The 19,296-nt window shown below is 74.8% G+C and carries 13 protein-coding genes; 3 read left to right on the top strand and 10 right to left on the bottom strand.

What is annotated here, in order from left to right; translation table 11 throughout:
* Nucleotides 1-115: 115 nt before the first annotated feature.
* From ACZ63H_RS14930 to ACZ63H_RS14910, 5 genes are all read right to left on the bottom strand, one after another.
* A complete protein-coding gene (locus ACZ63H_RS14930) occupies nucleotides 116-1,432 on the bottom strand; it encodes an extracellular solute-binding protein (RefSeq protein ID WP_469864953.1) in 1,317 nt (438 codons plus the stop codon).
* The gene (locus ACZ63H_RS14925) at nucleotides 1,429-2,391 is read right to left on the bottom strand and encodes a hypothetical protein (protein ID WP_469864951.1); all 963 of its coding nucleotides are present in this window, start codon (nucleotides 2,389-2,391) and stop codon (nucleotides 1,429-1,431) included. The genes ACZ63H_RS14930 and ACZ63H_RS14925 overlap by 4 nt, the downstream gene beginning before the upstream one ends.
* A 338-nt stretch (nucleotides 2,392-2,729) precedes the next feature.
* On the bottom strand, nucleotides 2,730-5,123 hold the full coding sequence (locus tag ACZ63H_RS14920; protein ID WP_469864949.1) for a vWA domain-containing protein: 2,394 nt from the start codon (nucleotides 5,121-5,123) through the stop codon (nucleotides 2,730-2,732).
* 29 nt (nucleotides 5,124-5,152) lie between these two features.
* On the bottom strand, nucleotides 5,153-7,429 hold the full coding sequence (locus ACZ63H_RS14915) for a serine/threonine protein kinase (RefSeq protein WP_469864947.1): 2,277 nt from the start codon (nucleotides 7,427-7,429) through the stop codon (nucleotides 5,153-5,155).
* Nucleotides 7,426-9,117 carry a trypsin-like peptidase domain-containing protein gene (locus tag ACZ63H_RS14910; RefSeq protein WP_469864945.1) on the bottom strand — a complete coding sequence of 564 codons (1,692 nt, stop codon included), beginning with the start codon at nucleotides 9,115-9,117 and terminating at the stop codon, nucleotides 7,426-7,428. The genes ACZ63H_RS14915 and ACZ63H_RS14910 overlap by 4 nt, the downstream gene beginning before the upstream one ends.
* 166 nt (nucleotides 9,118-9,283) lie before the next feature.
* Between ACZ63H_RS14910 and ACZ63H_RS14905 the strand changes: the two genes are divergently transcribed.
* Together ACZ63H_RS14905 and ACZ63H_RS14900 are read left to right on the top strand one after the other, a co-directional pair.
* Nucleotides 9,284-10,048, top strand: a complete 765-nt coding sequence (locus tag ACZ63H_RS14905; RefSeq protein WP_469865117.1) for a polysaccharide deacetylase family protein — start codon at nucleotides 9,284-9,286, stop codon at nucleotides 10,046-10,048.
* A gap of 55 nt (nucleotides 10,049-10,103) precedes the next feature.
* The gene (locus ACZ63H_RS14900) at nucleotides 10,104-10,544 is read left to right on the top strand and encodes an SRPBCC family protein (RefSeq protein WP_469864943.1); all 441 of its coding nucleotides are present in this window, start codon (nucleotides 10,104-10,106) and stop codon (nucleotides 10,542-10,544) included.
* Between the two features lie 6 nt (nucleotides 10,545-10,550).
* Here the strand turns inward: ACZ63H_RS14900 and ACZ63H_RS14895 are convergent, their stop codons facing one another.
* From ACZ63H_RS14895 to ACZ63H_RS14875, 5 genes are all read right to left on the bottom strand, one after another.
* The gene (locus ACZ63H_RS14895) at nucleotides 10,551-11,702 is read right to left on the bottom strand and encodes an XdhC family protein (RefSeq protein ID WP_469864941.1); all 1,152 of its coding nucleotides are present in this window, start codon (nucleotides 11,700-11,702) and stop codon (nucleotides 10,551-10,553) included.
* Between the two features lie 42 nt (nucleotides 11,703-11,744).
* Nucleotides 11,745-13,202, bottom strand: coding sequence for an NCS2 family permease (locus tag ACZ63H_RS14890; RefSeq protein ID WP_469864939.1), 1,458 nt, complete (start codon nucleotides 13,200-13,202; stop codon nucleotides 11,745-11,747).
* Nucleotides 13,203-13,357: 155 nt separating this feature from the next.
* Complete coding sequence (locus ACZ63H_RS14885) at nucleotides 13,358-15,742, bottom strand: xanthine dehydrogenase family protein molybdopterin-binding subunit (protein ID WP_469864937.1); 2,385 nt, start codon at nucleotides 15,740-15,742, stop codon at nucleotides 13,358-13,360.
* A 2-nt stretch (nucleotides 15,743-15,744) separates the two neighbouring features.
* Nucleotides 15,745-16,329, bottom strand: a complete 585-nt coding sequence (locus ACZ63H_RS14880; RefSeq protein ID WP_469864935.1) for a (2Fe-2S)-binding protein — start codon at nucleotides 16,327-16,329, stop codon at nucleotides 15,745-15,747.
* On the bottom strand, nucleotides 16,329-17,222 hold the full coding sequence (locus tag ACZ63H_RS14875; protein WP_469864933.1) for an FAD binding domain-containing protein: 894 nt from the start codon (nucleotides 17,220-17,222) through the stop codon (nucleotides 16,329-16,331). The genes ACZ63H_RS14880 and ACZ63H_RS14875 overlap by 1 nt, the downstream gene beginning before the upstream one ends.
* Before the next feature lie 354 nt (nucleotides 17,223-17,576).
* On the opposite strand from ACZ63H_RS14875, the gene ACZ63H_RS14870 reads away from it, so the two are divergent.
* Entirely contained in the window at nucleotides 17,577-19,250 is a 1,674-nt protein-coding gene (locus ACZ63H_RS14870) for a PucR family transcriptional regulator (RefSeq protein ID WP_469864931.1), read from the top strand.
* Nucleotides 19,251-19,296: the final 46 nt, after the last annotated feature.

Here is a 19,296-nt window from a genome sequence, read left to right as displayed (position 1 = left end):
GCACCCCCCACCCCCCCCCCCCCCCCCCTCCTCCCCCCCCCCCCCCCCCCCCCCCCCCCCCCCCCCCCCCCCCCCCCCCCCCCCCCTTCCACCGGGCACCGCCGGGCGCGGGGCGTCACGACGGGCGGTCGCACACCGACGGCAGCCAGGTCAGGCCCCGGGTGCCGCCGAGCGTGTCCAGGGAGCGCAGCAGGCGGTCCAGGCGGTCCGGGTGGGCGAGGAACTCGATGGCCGCCTCGGCGAACGCGTCCCGCACCGCGGGCGGCATGGCGTCGGAGGCGTCGAAGCAGTGCGCCGTCCGCCCGTCGCGCAGGGCCGCCGCGAGGGAGCGGTGCCAGGCCGAGCCCCCGTCGGGGGAGGACCGCGTCCCGGCGTGCACGGAAAAGCCGGACTCGTTGGCGCTCCAGGCGCGTTGGGCCTCGTCCGAGGCCAGGTAGCGGATCAGCTCCCGGGTCTGCGGGGTGTCGTGCAGCAGGGCGACGAGGTCCCCGGAGACCTCCCAGGCGCGCGGGGCGGGCGCGTCGAGGAGCAGCTCGGCGGAGGGGGCGTACCGGCCGTCGGCGTGCTGCCAGGCGGGGTAGTTCCGGACGAACGCCCCCTGGTGCTCCAGCGTGCAGCCCCGCGGCGTCCGGGCGATCGGCTGCGACGCCGACTGGTACGGGGTCATCAGGGCCCGCCGGACCAGCTCCGGGTCGCGGCCGGCGCCGACCAGCTCGCCCCAGGTCTTCCAAGCGTCCCTCACCTGCGTGGACCGCCAGCTCAGTGCGCCGCTCGCCCACCGCTGGTAGAGGTCGGGGCCGTGGCGCTGGAGCAGGAGGTCCTCGATCCAGTCGGTGCCGGGCCAGCCGCTGGTGGCCCCGGAGCCCATGCCGACGCACCACTCGGCCGGCCGGTGCACGGCCTCACGGCGTTCCCGCTCGCCGAGGTCGCCCGGGTACCAGACGATGCTCTTCACGTCGGCCTTCAGCGGGAACCAGTACACGTGCCCGTCCGCCAGCGGGGTCGACCAGGGCGGGCCGAAGTCCTCGCGGGGCACCAGGTCTTCGAGGGCCACGAGGTGCTTCTGCCGGGCGTACTCGGCGAGTTCGCCGGGCCCGGTGAGCACCACCACGTCGGGCGGGGTGCCTGCCTCCACGTCGGCGCCGAGCACCTGGCTCTCGGCGTTGCTGCCCTGGTAGTCGACGTGGACGCGGTGCTTCCGCTCGAACGGCTCGATGACCGCCTCCCGGAAGTGGCGTTCGTCGTCGCTGGTCCAGTTGGCCAGCAGCGTCACGGTCGGTTCGTGCCCGGCGGCGCGTACGCCCACCACCACGGCCGCCGCGAGGAGGACCAGGGCGCTCGCCACCACGGTGACGGTGCGGGCCGTGCGGCGGGGCGGGCGGGTCCGGGTGCCGGGGGCGGCCGCCGCCGGGCCGCCGGGGGGCGCGCTCACCGGGGCCTGAACCGGTAGTCGTTGATGTGCCGTCGCAGGCCGGTCTCGGCCAGTGCCATCAGCAGGACGCCTCCTATCGGGATCCACACCGACGCCGCCGCGCGGAAGCCGGTGCCGGCCAGGTACGAGGCGGTGTCCCGCCCCGCTTCGGGAATGCGCGGCCCGGCCAGCGGGCTGTCGAGCAGTGTCCGGGTGTCGCTCATCCCCGCCTGGGTCCACACGGTGAACAGCACGGTGACGGCGACGCCGGCGAGCGACAGAAGTCCGGCGGCGATGAGCCGGCGGTTGTAACGGCGCCGGAAGCGGTGGCGCAGGAATCGCTGGGTCTCCAGCAGCGCCGCGGTGAGGGCGAGGGCGAGCAGCAGGGTCACGGCCCAGGCGAGCCACAGCAGCGGGCCGAAGGAGGTCTGGCGGTGCACCGTGGCGCGCTGCTGCCGTTGCAGGGCTTCGAGCCGGTCCCGTACGCCGGAGTACCGCTCCGTCAGGACGCTGGTGGCGTAGCTGAGGTACGCCTCGCGCAGTACGTCGTTCTCTGGCTGGACCTGGGACTGCTGGACCTTGACGGCGTAGACGGTGATCAGGCCCGCCACCGTCTGCAGGGCCTGCCGGCCCGCCGGCCTGGCGAGGTCGTCGTCGGCCGCGGCCGCGGCGAGGCTCCGCACGGCGACCGAGATCTGGTTCTGGAAGTCGCTGACGGGTGCGGACCGGACGGCGTCCCGCTGGGCCTGGTCGAGCGCGTACAGCGCGGTGTCGAGGGCCAGCACCGTCGGGGCGCTGGAGGTGCGCAACGGGTTCGCGTCGCCGTGCACGCCCTGGTACGACACGAACAGCGACAGGGTGAGCAGTGCCGACAGGGCGAGCAGGAGGCGGTGGCGCAGGGCGAGGTCCCGCGCGGTGGTGCTGCCGCCGGGGGGAGGCGAACCGGTCCCGGTGACCCACGAGACCGGCCGCGCGAGCACACGGCCCGGCCGACCGGAGGCGGGGCGGTCGGCGGGGCGCGCCGAAGGGGCCGCCGGGGCTCGCCGGGGCTCCGGGGAGGACGGGGTCCGCCCGGGGTACGGGAGGTACGGGGACCGCGGGGAGGACGGGGACGGCCGCGACGGCGGGAGTACGGGCGAACCGGCGCCCGCGCCCGGAGCCGTGCCCCCGCCGGCGCCGGGCGCGCCGTGACCGGCACCGAAGCCGGGTGACGCGCCCTCACCGGCGCCGAGACCGGCGGGCGTGCCCCGGCCCGCGCCGGGGTCCGGCGGTATGCCCCGGCCGCCGCCCGCGCCGGGTGTCCCGGCGTTTCCCGGATTCATGCCGTCGCCCCTCTCAGCAGCCGTCCGCAGTCGCCCCCGCAGTAGACGGAGTCGGCCGGACCGAGCCAGCGGCACTCCGGGCACTCGATCAGACCGTCGGGCCGGACGGGGAGGGCGGGGCCGGCGGCGCCCGGCGGGGGCTCGGCGCCGGCCCCGCCGGTTCCCGGCCCCCGCGCACCGGGCGTCCCGGCCCCGACCGGGTGCGCGCCGCCCGAAGGCGCGTGGTCCCGAGGTCCGTGACCGGCCCCCGGGCCACCCGGACGCGCACCGGCCGGCCCCGGGCCGTCCACGTGCGCACCGGCCGGAGGCGCGTGGTCCGCAAGCACGTGGTCGGCCCTCGGACCGCCCGGGTACGCATCGACCACATCCACGCCCCCCACGTTCACGCCACCCGAAGGCACGTGGCCCGGGCTGCCCGAACGCGCACCGGCCGGCCCCGAACCGACGGGATCCGGACCGACGGGATCCACACCCACCACGCCCGCACCACCCGGACCCGGACCGGCCCAGCCCGCACCACCCGCACCCGCGCCGCCCACGTCCGCGCCACCCGAAGGCACGTGGCCCGGGCTGCCCGAACGCGCACCGGCCGGCCCCGGACCGACGGGATCCGGACCGACGGGATCCACACCCACCACGCCCGCACCACCCGGCCCCGGACCGGCCCAGCCCGCACCACCCACACCCGCGCCGCCCACGTCCGCGGCGCCCGGAGGCGTGTGGCCCGGGCCGGGGCCGTCCGGACGTGCACCGGCCGGGTCGACACCGGCCCCTCCCGCACCACCCACACCCGCCCCGCCCGGAACCGCGCCGCCCTCGTCGCGGCCTCCGCCGCCACCGGTTCGCATCGGCCCCCTCTCCCCCGCCGCGCTCCCGGTCCCGCCGGCGTCCCCGCGCCCCGCACCCGCACCCGCACCGGCGCCCCCGTCAGCACGGCCCCGGTAGGAGCCGCTTCCCGCCGGTCCCGGCCCCCCGGCCGCGCTCCCGCCCCCGCCGGCACCCTCGCGCCCCGCCCCCGTGGGTGAGGGCGTCGGTTGTTCCGGTGGGGTCGTCAGGGCGCTGGAGAGGATGAGGTGTTGCCAGTCGACGTCCTTGAGGCCGGGGCGGATGCGGCCGGTGCCCGGTGGGGACTCGATCAGGCGGAGCGCACCGAGCAGCTGGGCGTCGCCCAGTTCCGCGGCCAGCGCGAGGGCGCGGGCGAGCTCGCGGTCCCCCGTGTCCCGGCCCTCCGCGCCGCGCAGCCAGGCCCGGTACGCCTGGGCGACGGCGGCGCTCGCCCGCTGGTACAGCTCGTGCCGGCGGACCCCGGGATGCTGCCGGGAGGCGTCGAGCGGGTCGTCGGTCCAGCGCACCAGGATGGGCCGGGGCGGCGGCAGCCGCAGCGGGCGCCGGACTCCGGGTACGACGATCTCCACCGCGGCGAGCTGGAGTTCCTCGCCGCTCTCCCGGCCGGTGGGGTCGGCGGTGAGGACGACCTGGAAGTGCCGTACCTCGTCGCCCCAGGCCCGGGTGACGTACTCCGCGGCGCGCCCGCCCGGTCCGGCCGGGACGGGCCGCAGTTCCTGTTCGTTCGGCACCACCTGCTTGACCTGCCGGATGACCGTGCCGGGAGTGGTGGGGGTGAGCCGGATGCGCAGCTCGGGCACCGCCGTGCCGAGCAGTCCGGCGACGAGTTCCTCGTACGCGGCGGTGAGTTCCGCCTCCCGGCGGACGGCCCGGGCGCGGCCGTGCAGCCGCCGGGTGATGTTCAGCAGCAGTTCGGCGTCCCAGTCGTCGCCGATGCCCCAGGCGTCGCAGACGAACTGGCCCGCGCAGGCGTCGAGCACGGTCTCCAGCGGGCGGCGGGAGCGGTGGTCGTGCTCGTTGCGGCCGTCGGTGAGCAGCAGGACGTGTTTGACGGGCGCGGGCTGGTCCTTGAGCAGTCGCCGGGCGAGGTCGAGCCAGGTGCCGATGGCGGTGCCGCCGTCCGCGTCCAGGATGCGCACCGCGCGTTCGGCGGCCTCGCGTTCGCCGGGCCGGGCGACGGCGAGCACCTGGCGGCCGGGGCCGGGGTGCACGACGGTGGCGTCGAACCGGCCGGCGAGGACGGCGAAGGCGGTGCCGAAGGGCAGCATCCGGACAGCGGCGACGGTGGCGTCCTTGGCCGCGTGGAGCTTGGCCGGGGGGTGGAGCATCGAGCGGGAGGTGTCGACGATCAGCACCTCGGCGAGGGCGGGGCCGGTGCCGGGCGCGGGCGTGATGCGCGGCGTGCCGGCCGGACCGCGGACCCCGATCTCCAGGATGGCGTGCATCTCGCGTTCGGGGCGGTGCCCGGCCGGGTCGGGCACGGCGGGCAGTTCCGTCCGCTGGCCGACCTCCAGCGTCACCTCGGTCTCCTCGGCCACGGTCATCGCTGTTTCTCCCGGAGCTGGTGGGCGGGTCAGAAGGTGGTCAGGGGCCGGACGGCGTGCGCGAGGTCGAGCAGCCGGCCGTGTTCCCCGGCGGTGCGGGCCTGCGCGGCGAGCTGCCGGAAGGACTGCTCCAGCCGGGTGCGCAGCCCGTCCTCGTCCCCGGCGCCGAAGAGGTCCCCGGTGGGGAAGTCCGGTCCCCAGCCCTGGGCGGGGCGGCTGTGCAGGGCGTTCTCGCGGACCTCGGCGACCAGCCGGGCCCGGGACTCGCCGTCGGCGGCGCCGCCGTCCAGGCGCAGTTCGGGCAGCCGGCGGGCCGCGTCCCGCAGGCCGGCCGGGGTGGGCGGGGTGCCGTGCAGGATGCCGGCGCGGATGCGGACGGCCGCGATGCGGGCGGCGTCGTGGTGCCGGGAGGTGGCGGGGACCTCGTCGAGGACGTGCACGGCGGCGTCCCGGTCGCCGGCCGCGAGGTGGCCGCGGGCCAGGCCGAACGCGGCGGCGGTGTGCGCGAAGTCCCGTTTCCAGACGGCCTCGTAGTACCGCATGGCGCGGGCCCGGCGTGCGCCGGCGGTGTGTTCGGCGCAGTGGCCGAGGGCGAGCTTCGGCACGTATTCGCCGGGCAGGGCCTGGTAGACGGCGTCGAAGCGGGCGCCGGCCGGCTCCACCTCGCCCTTGCTGAGGTGCAGTACGCCGTGGTGCCAGGCGATGCGCCAGTCGTGGGCGGCGGCGCGCTCGCCGAGCTGGGTCTCGGCCTCGGCGAGCCAGCTCTCCGCCGCCCGCTGCTCGCCCTTTCGCAGATAGGCGCGGCACAGCCACAGGGCGGTCTCGGGGGTGCCGAGGCGGGATTCGCGGGGCCATTGCCGGGCGACCCGGTCGGGGGCGTCGGGCGGGAAGGAGTCGAGCAGCAGCGCGGCGCCGTCGTCGGGGTCGGGGACCGGCTCGGGCAGGGCGCCGGCCACCTCGGCGGGGTCGGGCGGGGAGACGTCCAGGGGGGCGGGCAGGTCGCCGGTGCGGAGGGTCCAGTGGCCGAGGGCGGGGATCGCGCCGAGCCCGGCGTCCAGGCCGGCGCCGGAGGGGCGGAACCGGGTGGAGCTCTCCGGGAGCTGCTCGCCGAAGCGCAGCGCGCGGAACTCGCGCAGCACCTCCCAGAGCTGGCGGGACATCTCGGCGGCGGAGCGGAACCGGGCGCGGGGTTCGTCGTGGGTGGCGCGGGCGACGAGGCGGCGGAAGGAGTCGGGGCTGAGGCCGCGGGCGGGTTCGGTGCCGCGGGCCAGGGCCTGGAGGGTCATGCCGACGGTGTAGAGGTCGCTGTCGACGTGCCAGCCGCGGCGGTCGATCTCCTCCTTGGGCGGGGCGAAGCCGGGCGTGTAGACGTAGGCGGAGGCGCGGTCGCCGATGGCGCGGACGGCGCCGAGGTCGACGAGCTTGACGGCCCGGCCGAAGTGGACGACGTTGGCGGGCTTCATGTCGCAGTAGAGCAGGCCGCGTTCGTGCATGTACTGGAGGGCACCGAGGATCTTGCAGCCGTAGGTGAGGACGTGGTCGAGGCGGGGCCGGCCGTGGAAGATCCGTTCGATGTCGTCGGCGTCCATGAGCTGTTGCAGGGAGCGTCCGGCGATGTAGTCCATGACGAGGTAACCGGTCGGGGGGTGTCCGGCGGTCTCGTGCTCGAAGTAGTTGACGAAGCGGACGATGTCGGGGTGGTGCAGGGCGGTCAGGGAGCGGCGCTCCTCGACGGCGGTGTGGCGGGCGTGGACGTCGTGGACGTTGATCTGGCCCTTGAGGACGACCCGGTAGCCGTCGGCGCGCGTGTCCTCGGCGAGGTAGATCCAGCCGAGGCCGCCGTGGGCGAGGCAGCCGAGGACCTTGTAGTGGTCGTCGACGACGTCGCCCGGGTGGAGCCGGGGCAGCAGCGAGTAGGCCGTGCCGCAGCGGGGGCAGTGGCCGGTGGGGCGGGCGGGCTGGTCGCCGTAGCCGACGCCGATGGTCATGGTGCAGCCGCCGGCGCCGCAGCGGCGGCCCCCGGAGGGCGGGCGGGGGTCCGTGACGAGGACGTCGCCGGGGGCGGGGACGTCGGGCAGGACGACCAGTCCGTGCTGGTCGAGTTCGCCGAGTCCGGCGACGGCGTGCACGGCCGCCGGTACGGGCGGTTCGGCGGCTGCGGTCGCGGCCGGGGCCGGTCCGGGCGGTCCGGCGTCCGGGCCGGGGTGCGGTTCGGTGCGGGGTTCGGCGTGCCGGTGGCCGCAGGTGTCGCAGTAGCCGGTGGCCATGATGCGGCCCGCGCAGCCGGGCCGGACGCACGAGGTCACGACGCGCCCTCCTCCTTGGGTGCGGTGGCGGAGCAGAAGCCGACGAACCGGTCGACGGCGGCCTCGGCCCGCTCGATGTCGCAGGGGGTCTGCCGCAGCAGTGAAAGCGCCTCCTCGTAGAGCCGGTACGCCGCCATGACCCTCTCGCCGTGTGCGGCGGCCCGCTGCCGGCACAGCGGCCACTCGGCGCCGATCCGGCCGAGGAGTTCGGCACGGCGGCGCAGCCGGGCGTCCAGCAGGCCGATGGCGTTCTCCAGGCGCCGACGGCGGCGGGCGACGGCGTCCTCGAAGGTGAACAGCAGGGTGGCGGTGGCGGGGTCGCGCTCCGGGTCGGGGGTGTGGGCGACCCAGGCGCGCAGCATCCGGGTGCGCCGTACACCGGCGTCGGCGCGGTCGATCAGGGCGGGGGTGCCGGGGCCGGGCAGGACGCGGTCGCGGCGGGTGTCGAGCGCCGGGCCCAGTTCGTCGGTGATGCGGTCGAGTTCGGTGCGCAGCCGGGCCCAGCGGTCGCGCAGCGGCCGGTGGACGAGCAGCTCGGCGGCGCGGGCGGCGGGTTCGCCCGGGGCGCGGAAGGCCAGCAGCAGCCGGGCGCCCTGCCGGGCGAGGCGGTCCAGCAGGGCGAGCAGGGCGTCGGGTTCGGCCGCCTCGTCGACGCCGGCCAGTACGGCGGCGAGCGGCAGGCGCAGGGTGCCGAGCCGTTCGGGACGGGGGTCGTCGCGGATGCCGAGGCGTTCGGCGATCCGGTCCATGACCTGGGCGGTCGTCAGCTCCGCTACGTCCAGGGCGAGGTCGTGGGCGCCGGCGGGCGGCACGGTCTCGGGCGGGTCGTGGCTGACGGCGCTGGTGTTGCGGTGGGTGCGCAGTTCGCGGTCGGCGAGGGTGACGGCCCGCTGGAGGGTGAAGGCGCGGTCGCCGTGGCCGGGGACGACGGTGACGAGCACCGGCCAGCCCTCGCCGCGGAACCAGGAGGCGAGGCGGGTGGCGAAGGGCACGTCGAGCCGGCCGGCGGCGGGGCCGGTGCCGGTGCGCAGCCGGGGGTCGACGGCCTCGGCCCCGTCGGTCCAGGCGGCGGCCTGGGGCAGGTGGCTGAGGATGGTCTCGGTGGGGCTCATGTAGCTGAAGGCGGAGCCCGGTCCCTCGTCGACGCTGAGGACGATGCCGATGACCTGGTCGGTGGCGTGGTCGACGACTCCGCCGCCGCTGAAGCCGGGGGCGGCCAGTTCGCCGGGGGTGAGCGGGCGCAGTTGCACCTGGCTGTCCCGGCCGCGGGCGGCGACCAGGGTGGCGCCGTGCCAGCGCCCGCCGTCGTCGCCGTCGGGGAAGCCGTACATGCTGACGGGTCCGTGCGGGGCGGCGAGCCGGTAGAGGCGGGTGGTGTGCTCGGCGGGCAGCGGCGGGGCCAGGCGCAGCAGGGCGAGGTCGCCGCTGCGGTCGCCGAAGGTGTCCTCGCGCTGGGGCACGTGCTCGTCGGGGTGGACGGTCGCGGTCACGGGGGCGAGGCCGGGCACGCCGACCAGGCGGACGGTGTAGGGGCGGCCGGGGCGCACGACGTGGCCGGCGGTGAGGGCCCGTTCCGGGGCGAGCAGCACCCCCGCGCCGAGGACCCGCCCGTCCGGCGTCTCGATGCGCGCGATCCAGGCGGGTGTCCGTAACCGTGCCGTGCCGACTCGCTCCCCCGTGCGCGTCATGGTCCCGAGGTTACTCGGAGTACCCGGCCGGTACTACCGGTGTGCACGGGGTCGTTGGCCGGTGCGCCCAGGGGGCTCGAACATGTGCACTATACACGCAGTGTATAGTCCCGGCATGCCTCTCTTGACCGACACGAACGCCATGCCGCAGCACGCGCACAGGAAGATGCACGGAACGGGCCGGAGGTTGCGCCGGTGGGCGTTCGCCGCCACGGCCGGCCTGTCGCTGACGCTGGCCGGCTGCGCCCAGGTCGACACGACCGCCCCGAGCACCGTCCGCGACGAGGGGGCGCACGGCGCGCCGGCCGCGTTCGGGACCGTCGACTGCCGCAAGGCCAAGTGCATCGCGCTCACCTTCGACGCCGGGCCCAGCGAGAACTCCGCGAGGCTGCTCGACATCCTGAAGGAGAAGAAGGTCCCGGCCACCTTCTTCCTGCTCGGCAAGCGGCACATCGAGAAGTACCCCGAGCTGGTCAAGCGGATGGCGGCGGAGGGTCACGAGGTCGCCAGCCACACCTGGGACCACAAGATCCTCACCAAGATATCGGACAAGGAGATACGGGAGGAACTGAACCGGCCCAACGAGGCGATCGAGCGGCTCACCGGGCGCAAGCCGACCCTAATGCGCCCGCCGCAGGGCCGCACCGACGCGAACGTGCACGAGATCAGCAAGGAGCTGGGCCTGGCGGAGGTGCTGTGGAGCGTGACCGCCAAGGACTACACCACCACCGACTCCGCGCTCATCACCCGGCGCGTCCTCGACCAGTCCTCCCGGGACGGGATCATCCTGCTGCACGACATCTACGACGGGACCGTGCCGGCCGTGCCCGGCATCATCGACGCGCTGAAGAAGCGCGGCTACGTCTTCGTGACGGTCCCCCAGCTGCTGGCGCCCGGCAAGGCGGAGCCCGGCAAGGTGTACCGCCCGTAGCCGCCCGCGCCCCCGTGCCGGGGCGCGACGCGAGGAGCGCGCCTACGATCGTGCCGTGCCCCTCTTCTCCCTCACGCGTACGGTGCCCCTCCCGCCGCAGGAGGCGTGGCGCCGGCTCACCCGGTGGCCGCGGCACGCCGAAGCGGTCCCGCTGACCCGGATCAGGGTGCTCACACCCCCGCCGGACCGCGAGGGCACGCGTTTCCTGGCCCGTTCCGGGATCGGCCCGCTCGCGCTGGACGACGTCATGGAGGTGACGGTCTGGCACCCGCCGGCCGGCGGCGAGGGCGGGATGTGCCGGCTGGAGAAGCGGGGCCGGACGATCCTCGGCTGGGCGGAGATCGAGGTCCGTCCCGCTCCCGGGGGCGGCAGCCGGGTGGTGTGGCGGGAGGAGCTGAGGGTCCGCTTCCTGCCGCGCGCCTTCGACGGCGTGCTGCGACGGGCGGCCCGCCGGATGTTCGCCCGCGCCGCCGACCGGCTGCTCGAACGGGCCTGAGCCCGTTCAGGCCACCGAGCCGATCCGGCCCGCCGGGCGGGTGCCGGGGTCGTGGTGGATCGGGGTGTGCGCGCCGGTCAGGGCCACGCCGCTGCCGCCGCGGCGGGCGGCGACGATCTCCGCCCCGATGGACAGCGCCGTCTCCTCGGGCGTCCGGGCGCCGAGGTCGAGGCCGATCGGGGAGCGCAGCCGGGCCAGTTCCAGCTCGGTGACGCCGACGGCGCGCAGCCGCTCGTTGCGGTCCAGGTGGGTGCGGCGCGAACCCATGGCGCCGACGTAGGCGACCGGCAGCCCGAGCGCCAGCCGCAGCAGCGGCACGTCGAACTTGGCGTCGTGGGTGAGGACGCACAGGACGGTGCGGGCGTCGACCTCGGTGCGCTCCAGGTACCTGTGCGGCCACTCGACGACGATCTCGTCGGCCTCGGGGAAGCGGGCCCCGGTCGCGAACACCGGTCGCGCGTCGCACACGGTGACGTGGTAGCCGAGGAACTTGCCGACGCGGACCAGCGCGGACGCGAAGTCGATCGCGCCGAAGACGATCATCCGGGGCGGCGGCACCGAGGACTCGACCAGGACGGTGAGGGGGGCGCCGCAGCGCGAGCCCTGTTCACCGATCTCCACGGTGCCCGTGCGGCCCGCGTCCAGGAAGGCCCCGGCCTCGGCGGCGACCGTGCGGTCCAGTTCGGGGTGGCCGCCGAAGCCGCCGTCGAGGGAGCCGTCGGGGCGGACCACCAGGGCCCGGCCCCGCAGCCCGGCCGGTCCCTCGGCGATGCGCGCGACCGCCGCCGCCTCCCCTCGGGCGGCGGCGGCCAGCGCGGCCGCGAACACCGGCCGGGCGGGACCGTCCGCCCGGACCGGCGTGACGAGGATGTCGATGACTCCGCCACAGGTCAGGCCGACGGCGAAGGCGTCCTCGTCGCTGTACCCGAAGCGCTCGAGAACGGTCTCGCCGTCCTCCAGCGCCTGCCGGCACAGCTCGTACACGGCGCCCTCGACGCAGCCCCCGGATACCGAGCCGACGGCCGTGCCGTCGGCGTCCACCGCGAGCGCGGCGCCGGGCTGGCGCGGGGCGCTGCCGCCGACGGCCACCACGGTGGCGACGGCGAAGTCGCGGCCCTGCTCGACCCACCGGTGCAGTTCCTCGGCGATGTCCAGCATCTGTCGGTCTCCTCACGGGTGTGGAGGGCGGGGACGGGCGGGCTAGTGGACGCCCAGCCAGCCCTCGATGGGATGAAGGGCGAAGTAGACGAGGAACACCACCGTCAAACCCCACATGAAGGCGCCGATCTCGCGGGCCTTGCCCTGGGCGGTCTTGATGGCGACGTAGGAGACGACGCCCGCGGCGACACCGGTGGTGATGGTGTACGTGAACGGCATCAGCACGACGGTCAGGAAGACCGGGACGGCGGTGGCGCGGTCGGCCCAGTCCACGTGCCGGGCGTTCGCCATCATCATCGCGCCGATGACGACCAGGGCGGCCGAGGCGACCTCCTGCGGCACGATCGCGGTGACCGGCGTGAAGAACAGGCAGGCCGCGAAGAACAGGCCGGTGACGACCGAGGCGAGCCCGGTGCGGGCGCCCTCGCCGACGCCGGTGGCCGACTCGACGAACACGGTCTGGCCGGAGCCGCCCGCCACGCCGCCGATCGCACCGCCGGCACCGTCGATGAACAGCGCCTTGGACAGGCCCGGCATCCGGCCCTTGTCGTCGGCGAGGTTCGCCTCGGTGCCGACGCCGATGATGGTGGCCATCGCGTCGAAGAACCCGGCCAGCACCAGGGTGAACACGATCAGGCCGACGGTCATCGCGCCGACCTCGCCCCAGCCGCCGAACTCGACGTCGCCGAAGAGCGAGAAGTCGGGCATGGAGACCGCGCCGCCGTGCAGCTCCGGGGTGCCGTTGGCCCACTGCCCGGCGTCGATGACACCGGTGGCGTTCAGGACCAGGGCGACGACGGTGCCGCTGACGATGCCGATGAGGATGGCCCCGGGGAGGTTCCGGGCCTGCAGCATGAAGATCAGCAGCAGGGTGCCGGCGAAGAGCAGGACCGGCCAGCCGGTCAGCTCGCCTGCGGGACCGAGGGTGACCGGGCCGCCCTTGCCCTGGTGGACGAAGCCGGCCTTGTAGAAACCGATGAACGCGATGAACAGGCCGATGCCCATCGTGATGCCGTGCTTGAGCGCGAGCGGGATCGCGTTCATGATCATCTCGCGCAGGCCGGTGACGACGAGCAGCATGATGACCACGCCGTACATCACGCACATGCCCATGGCCTGCGGCCAGGTCATCTCGGGCGCGACCTGGGTGGACAGGACACCGGAGACGGAGAGGCCGGCGGCGAGGGCGAGGGGCACCTTGCCGACGAAGCCCATCAGCAGCGTGGTGAGGGCCGCCGCGAACGCGGTGGCGGTGATCAGCGCCTTCTGGCCGAGCGTGTCCCCCGCCGCGTCCTTGCCGGACAGGATGAGGGGGTTGAGCAGGAGGATGTACGCCATCGCCATGAAGGTGGTGATGCCGCCGCGCACTTCCCGCGCGACCGTGGATCCTCTTCTGGATATGTGGAAGTACCGGTCGAGCCAGGACCGCCCGGCGGGGACGCGGCTGCCTTCGCCTGCGTCCTCGGCCGCGGTCCTGGGCTCCACTGACTGATGGGTCATGGGCCAACTCCCAAGGTTCAAAGGGGCACCCGCACAGCGTCTGGGGAGCACGGGATTTGGGATTGGACGGCCCGGGGGACGGCCCGAGACGAACAGTGGGGTCCGGGGGGACGGCGTCCCCCCGGAAGGGCACCGGTTTCAGTCCCCGAAGGGGGTCACGCGGTGCCCGTGAGGTGCTCGGGCCGTACCGGCGTACGGTTGAGTTCCAGGCCCGTCGCGTCCCGGATCGCCGCGAGGACGGCCGGGGTGGACGACAGGGTCGGGGCCTCGCCGATGCCGCGCAGCCCGTAGGGGGCGTGCTCGTCGGCGAGTTCGAGCACGTCGACCGGGATGGTCGGCGTGTCGAGGATGGTGGGGATCAGGTAGTCCGTGAAGGAGGGGTTCCTGACCTTCGCCGTCTTGGGGTCGACGATGATCTCCTCCATCACCGCCACGCCCAGGCCCTGGGTCGTGCCGCCCTGGATCTGGCCGACGACGGAGAGCGGGTTGAGCGCCTTGCCGACGTCCTGGGCGCAGGCCAGCTCGACCACCTTGACCAGGCCCAGCTCGGTGTCGACCTCGACCACGGCGCGGTGCGCGGCGAAGGAGTACTGCACGTGCCCGTTGCCCTGGCCGGTGCGCAGGTCGAAGGGCTCGGTCGGCCGGTGCCGCCACTCCTCCTCGACCTCCACGGCCTCGCCCTCCAGGACGTCGGCCAGGTCGCCGAGGACCTCGCCGCCGTCGGTGACGACCTTGCCGCCCTCCAGCAGGAGTTCGGCCGTGGCCCAGGCCGGGTGGTAGGAGCCGAACTTGCGCCGGCCGATCTCCAGGACCTTCTCGCGGACCAGCTCGCAGGCGTTCTTCACGGCACCGCCGGTGACGTACGTCTGCCGGGAGGCCGAGGTCGAACCGGCGCTGCCCACCTGGGTGTCGGCCGGGTGGATGGTCACCTGGCCGACGCCCAGCTCGGTGCGGGCGATCTGCGCGTGGACGGTGACACCGCCCTGGCCGACCTCCGCCATCGCGGTGTGCACGGTGGCGACGGGCTCGCCGTTGACGACCTCCATGCGCACCTTGGCGGTGGAGTAGTCGTCGAAGCCCTCGGAGAAGCCGACGTTCTTGATGCCGACCGCGTAACCGACGCCCCGTACGACGCCCTCGCCGTGCGTGGTGTTGGACAGGCCGCCGGGCAGCTGGCGGACGTCGGCGCCCTCGCTGGACTCCCACTGGCGCTCCGGGGGCAGCGGCATCGCCTTGACGCGGCGCAGGAGTTCGGCGACGGGGGCGGGCGAGTCGACCGGCTGGCCCGTCGGCATGACGGTGCCCTGCTCCATCGCGTTCAGCTGCCGGAACTCCACCGGGTCCATGCCGAGCTTCGCGGCCAGCTTGTCCATCTGCGCCTCGTAGGCGAAGCACGCCTGGACCGCGCCGAAGCCGCGCATGGCGCCGCAGGGCGGGTTGTTGGTGTAGAGGGCGACGGCCTCGATGTCGACGTCGTCCACCACGTAGGGGCCGACCGACAGCGAGGCGGCGTTGCCGACGACCGCCGGGGAGGCGGAGGCGTAGGCGCCGCCGTCCAGCACGATCCGGCACTTGATGTGGGTGAGCTTGCCGTCCCTGGTGGCGCCGTGCTCGTAGTACAGCTTGGCCGGGTGGCGGTGGACGTGCCCGAAGAAGGACTCGAACCGGTTGTAGACGATCTTCACGGGCTTGCCGGTGCGCAGCGCGAGCAGGCAGGCGTGGATCTGCATCGACAGGTCCTCGCGGCCGCCGAACGCGCCGCCGACGCCGGCCAGCGTCATGCGCACCTTCTCCTCGGGCAGGCCGAGGACGGGCGCCATCTGGCGCAGGTCGGAGTGCAGCCACTGGGTGGCGATGTAGAGGTGGACGCCGCCGTCCTCCTCGGGCACGGCGAGGCCGGACTCGGGGCCGAGGAAGGCCTGGTCCTGCATGCCGAAGGTGTATTCGCCCCGGACGACGACGTCGGCGCGCCCGGCGGCCGCGGCGGCGTCGCCGCGGACGATCGGCTGGCGGTGCACGATGTTGGGGTGCGGGACGTGCCCGCTGTGGTGGTCGTCGCGGTGGTCGTGGACGAGGATCGCGTCCGGCGCGAGGGCCGACTTCTCGTCGGTGATCACCGGCAGTTCGCGGTACTCGACCTTGATCTTGGCGGCGGCGCGACGGGCCGTCTCCGGGTGGTCGGCGGCGACGATCGCGACCGGCTCGCCGTGGTGGCGTACCTTGCCGTGGGCGAGGACCGGGGTGTCCTGGATCTCCAGGCCGTAGTTGCGCACGTCGGTGGGCAGGTCGTCGTACGTCATGACGGCGTACACGCCCGGCAGGGCCAGCGCCTCGGAGGTGTCGATCGACACGATCTCGGCGTGCGCGACGGTGGAGCGCAGGATCTGGCCCCACAGCATGTCCTCGTGCCACATGTCGGACGAGTACGCGAACTCGCCGGTGACCTTCAGGGTGCCGTCCGGGCGGAGGGTGGACTCGCCGATGCCGCCCTTGGTCTGCGATCCCTGGGTGATCTTGGTGGGTGCGCCGTTGGCAGGCATGCTCAGACCCCCTCGGACTGGCGGGCGGCCGCCAGGCGGACCGCGTCCATGATCTTCTCGTAGCCCGTGCAGCGGCACAGGTTGCCCGACAGCGCCTCGCGGATGTCGGCGTCGGTCGGGTTCGGGTTGCGCTCCAGCAGTTCGTCGGAGGCGACGAGCAGGCCCGGGGTGCAGAAGCCGCACTGGACGGCGCCGGCGTCGATGAACGCCTGCTGGACGGGGGCGAGTTCCGTGCCCTCGCCGGTCCGGGAGCCGGTGCCCCGGGCCTGCCAGTTCCGGGCCTCGTCCAGGCTGGTGCCACCGCGGGCGCCGCTCGCGCAGCCACCCTCGGCGCGCTGCTTGGCGAAGTCCGCGAGGCCCTCGACGGTCACCACGTCCCGGCCCTCGGCCTGACCGGCCGCGACCAGGCAGGAACACACCGGCACGCCGTCCAGGCGCACCGTGCAGGATCCGCACTCGCCCTGCTCACAGGCGTTCTTGGAGCCCGGCAGGCCGAGCCGCTCACGCAGGACGTACAGGAGCGACTCGCCCTCCCAGACGTCGTCGGCCTCCTGCGGACGCCCGTTGACGGTGAAGTTGACGCGCATTACGCAGCTCCCTCGGTGGCGCGGCGGGTGCCGCGGTAGGACTCCCAGGTCCAGGTCAGCGTCCGGCGGGCCATCACGCCGACCGCGTGCCGGCGGTAGCTCGCGGTGCCCCGGACGTCGTCGATCGGGTTGCAGGCGGCCGAGCACAGGTCGGCGAACCGCTTGGCGACCGACGGGGTGATGATCTTTCCGTTGTCCCAGAAGCCGCCCTCCTCCAGAGCCGCGTTCAGGAACTCCTCGGCGGCCTTGGCGCGCACCGGGGTGGGGGCGGCGGAGCCGATGCCGGTGCGCACGGTCCGGGTCCCGGGGTGCAGGGCGAGCCCGAAGGCGCACACGGCGATGACCATGGCGTTGCGGGTGCCGACCTTCGAGTACTGCTGCGGGCCGTCGGCCTTCTTCACGTGCACGGCGCGGATCAGCTCGTCGGGCTGGAGCGCGTTGCGCTTGACGCCCGTGTAGAAGGCGTCGATCGGGATCAGCCGGGTGCCCCGGGCCGCCGACGCCACCTCGACCTCCGCGCCGGCCGCGAGGAGGGCGGGGTGGGCGTCGCCGGCCGGCGAGGCCGTGCCGAGGTTGCCGCCGACGCCGCCGCGGTTGCGGATCTGCGGGGAGGCGACCGTGTGCGAGGCGAGCGCGAGGCCCGGCAGCTCGGCACGGAGCTTTTCCATGATCGTGGTGTACGGGACGGAGGCGCCCAGCCGTACGCTCTCCTCGCCGACCTCCCACTCGTAGAGATCGCCGATGCGGTTGAGGTCGAGCAGGTACTCGGGCCGGCGGTGGTCGAAGTTGATCTCGACCATCACGTCGGTGCCACCCGCAATCGGCACAGCGGTGGGGTGCTCGGCCTTCGCGGCGAGCGCCTCCTCCCAGCTGGCGGGGCGAAGGAAGTCCATGACCGGCTCTCTTCTTCGTCTCGTGGGTCGTTCGGATCGAGCCAATCCGTGTGCGGCGGGCGCGGCTCGTTCATGTGCTGTTCACGCGGAGTGGACTCAGTACACCGCTCTGTGCTCCGGCGGGGTCAGTCACCGAAACCATGAAGGAGTTGGCTGGCCAGGGCGGGCATCTTGTAGATTCGTATGAACGGAGGCCTTCGGTAACCTCTCCGATTTCCCGGGGAAACGCGGGAAACAGCGCGGAGGACCGCACCACGCCTCCCCGGGTGTCCGGTTCCGGGTGCCCCGGGAGGGCCCCGGCCCACCCCCCGAAGATCCATCGTAGGTTTCGAGACAAAGAACGGCGGCGACGAGATGCGGCTGCGCGCACTGCTGGACACCGATGCGCTGGGCCTGCGGCTGCTCGGCGGCGAGGACGAGCTGGACCGCGCGGTACGCGGGGTCATGACCACCGACCTGCGCGACCCGAGCCGCTACCTCTCCGGCGGTGAGCTGGTACTGACGGGCCTGGCCTGGCGCCGGGACGCCGCCGACTCCGAGCCCTTCGTGCGGATCCTGGCGCAGTCCGGGGTGGCGGCCCTGGCGGCCGGCGAGGCGGAGCTGGGCGATGTGCCGGAGGACCTGGTGCTGGCCTGCGCCCGGCACCGGCTGCCGCTGTTCGCCGTGCACGAGTCGGTGGCGTTCGCCACGATCACCGAGCACGTCGTCCGGCAGGTCTCCGGCGAGCGGGCCGGGGACCTGGCCGCGGTGGTGGACCGGCACCGCCGGATGATGACCTCGGGCCCGGCCGGCGGCGGCCCGGACGTGGTCCTGGACCTGCTCGGCTCCGACCTCGACCTGCGCGCCTGGGTGCTCTCCCCCACCGGCCGGCTGATCGCCGGCTCCAAGGTGGCGGGCCCGGCGCTGCCCGCCGACACCTGCGCCCGGCTCGCCGCCGAGCATCTGGCGGCCACCCGCACCGGCCGCCGCGGTCCGCACCGCGTCCAGCTGCACGGCACCACCTACTCCCTCTTCCCGGTCCGCTCCTCCGGCCGCTCCCCACAGGCCGCCCGCGACGTGCGCGAAACGGTGCTGTCGGACTGGCTGCTGGCCGTGGAGGCGGACGCGGGCGACTGGCCCGGGGAGCGGCTGGACCTGCTCCAGGGCGTCACCCAGCTGATCGCCGTCGAACGCGACCGCCGGGACGCGGCCCGCACGGTCCGGCGCCGGCTCGCCCAGGAGGTGCTGGAGCTGGTGCAGAGCGGCGCCCCGCCCGCCGAGACGGCCGCGCGCCTGCGGGTGGCGGCGCCGGTGCTGCTGCCCGGGCTCGGGGCGGCCCCGCACTGGCAGGTCGTGGTGGCCCGCGTGGAGTGGGAGGGCGGGGAGACCGACGGCGGCCCGGTCGCCCAGTCGCTGCTGGAGGAGGTGCTCGTCGACCCGCTGGCGACCGGCCCGGAGCCCTCCGACCGGATCGCCGTCGCGCACTCCGGCGGCGAGGCCATCGCCCTGGTGCCGCTGCCCGCGGTCGCCTCCGAGCACGACGGCTCGGAGACCGGGCTGCTCGCCGACGCCCTGCTCCAGGCCGTGCGCGAGCCGCTGTCGGCGGGCCTCGACGACGACGGGCGGCTCACCCTCGGTGTCAGCGCCGCCGTGCACTCGGCAGAAGGTCTGCGCGGCGCCCTGGAGGAGGCCCGGCACGCCCGCCGGGTCGCCGCCGCCCGCACCGGCCGGGTCTGCGCGGCCGGCCACCAGGAACTGGCCAGTCACGTACTGCTGCTCCCCTTCGTTCCGGACGACGTCCGCCGCGCCTTCACCGCGCGGCTGCTGGACCCGCTGAAGGAGTACGACCGCCGGCACCGGGCGGAGCTGATCCCCACCCTGGAGGCGTTCCTGGACTGCGACGGCTCCTGGACCCGCTGCGCCACCCGGCTCCACCTGCACGTCAACACGCTGCGCTACCGGGTCGGGCGGATCGAGCAGTTGACGGGACGGGACCTGTCCCGGCTGGAGGACAAGCTGGACTTCTTCCTCGCCCTGCGCATGAGCTGAGCCCGGCGGGGGCGCGCGGCGGCCGGACCCGGCCACGCCGGCGTCC

This window comes from Streptomyces sp. NPDC104831 (genome assembly GCF_055583025.1).
The sequence above is the reverse complement of the archived record's forward strand: the minus strand, read 5'-3'. Positions and strand labels throughout refer to the sequence as shown.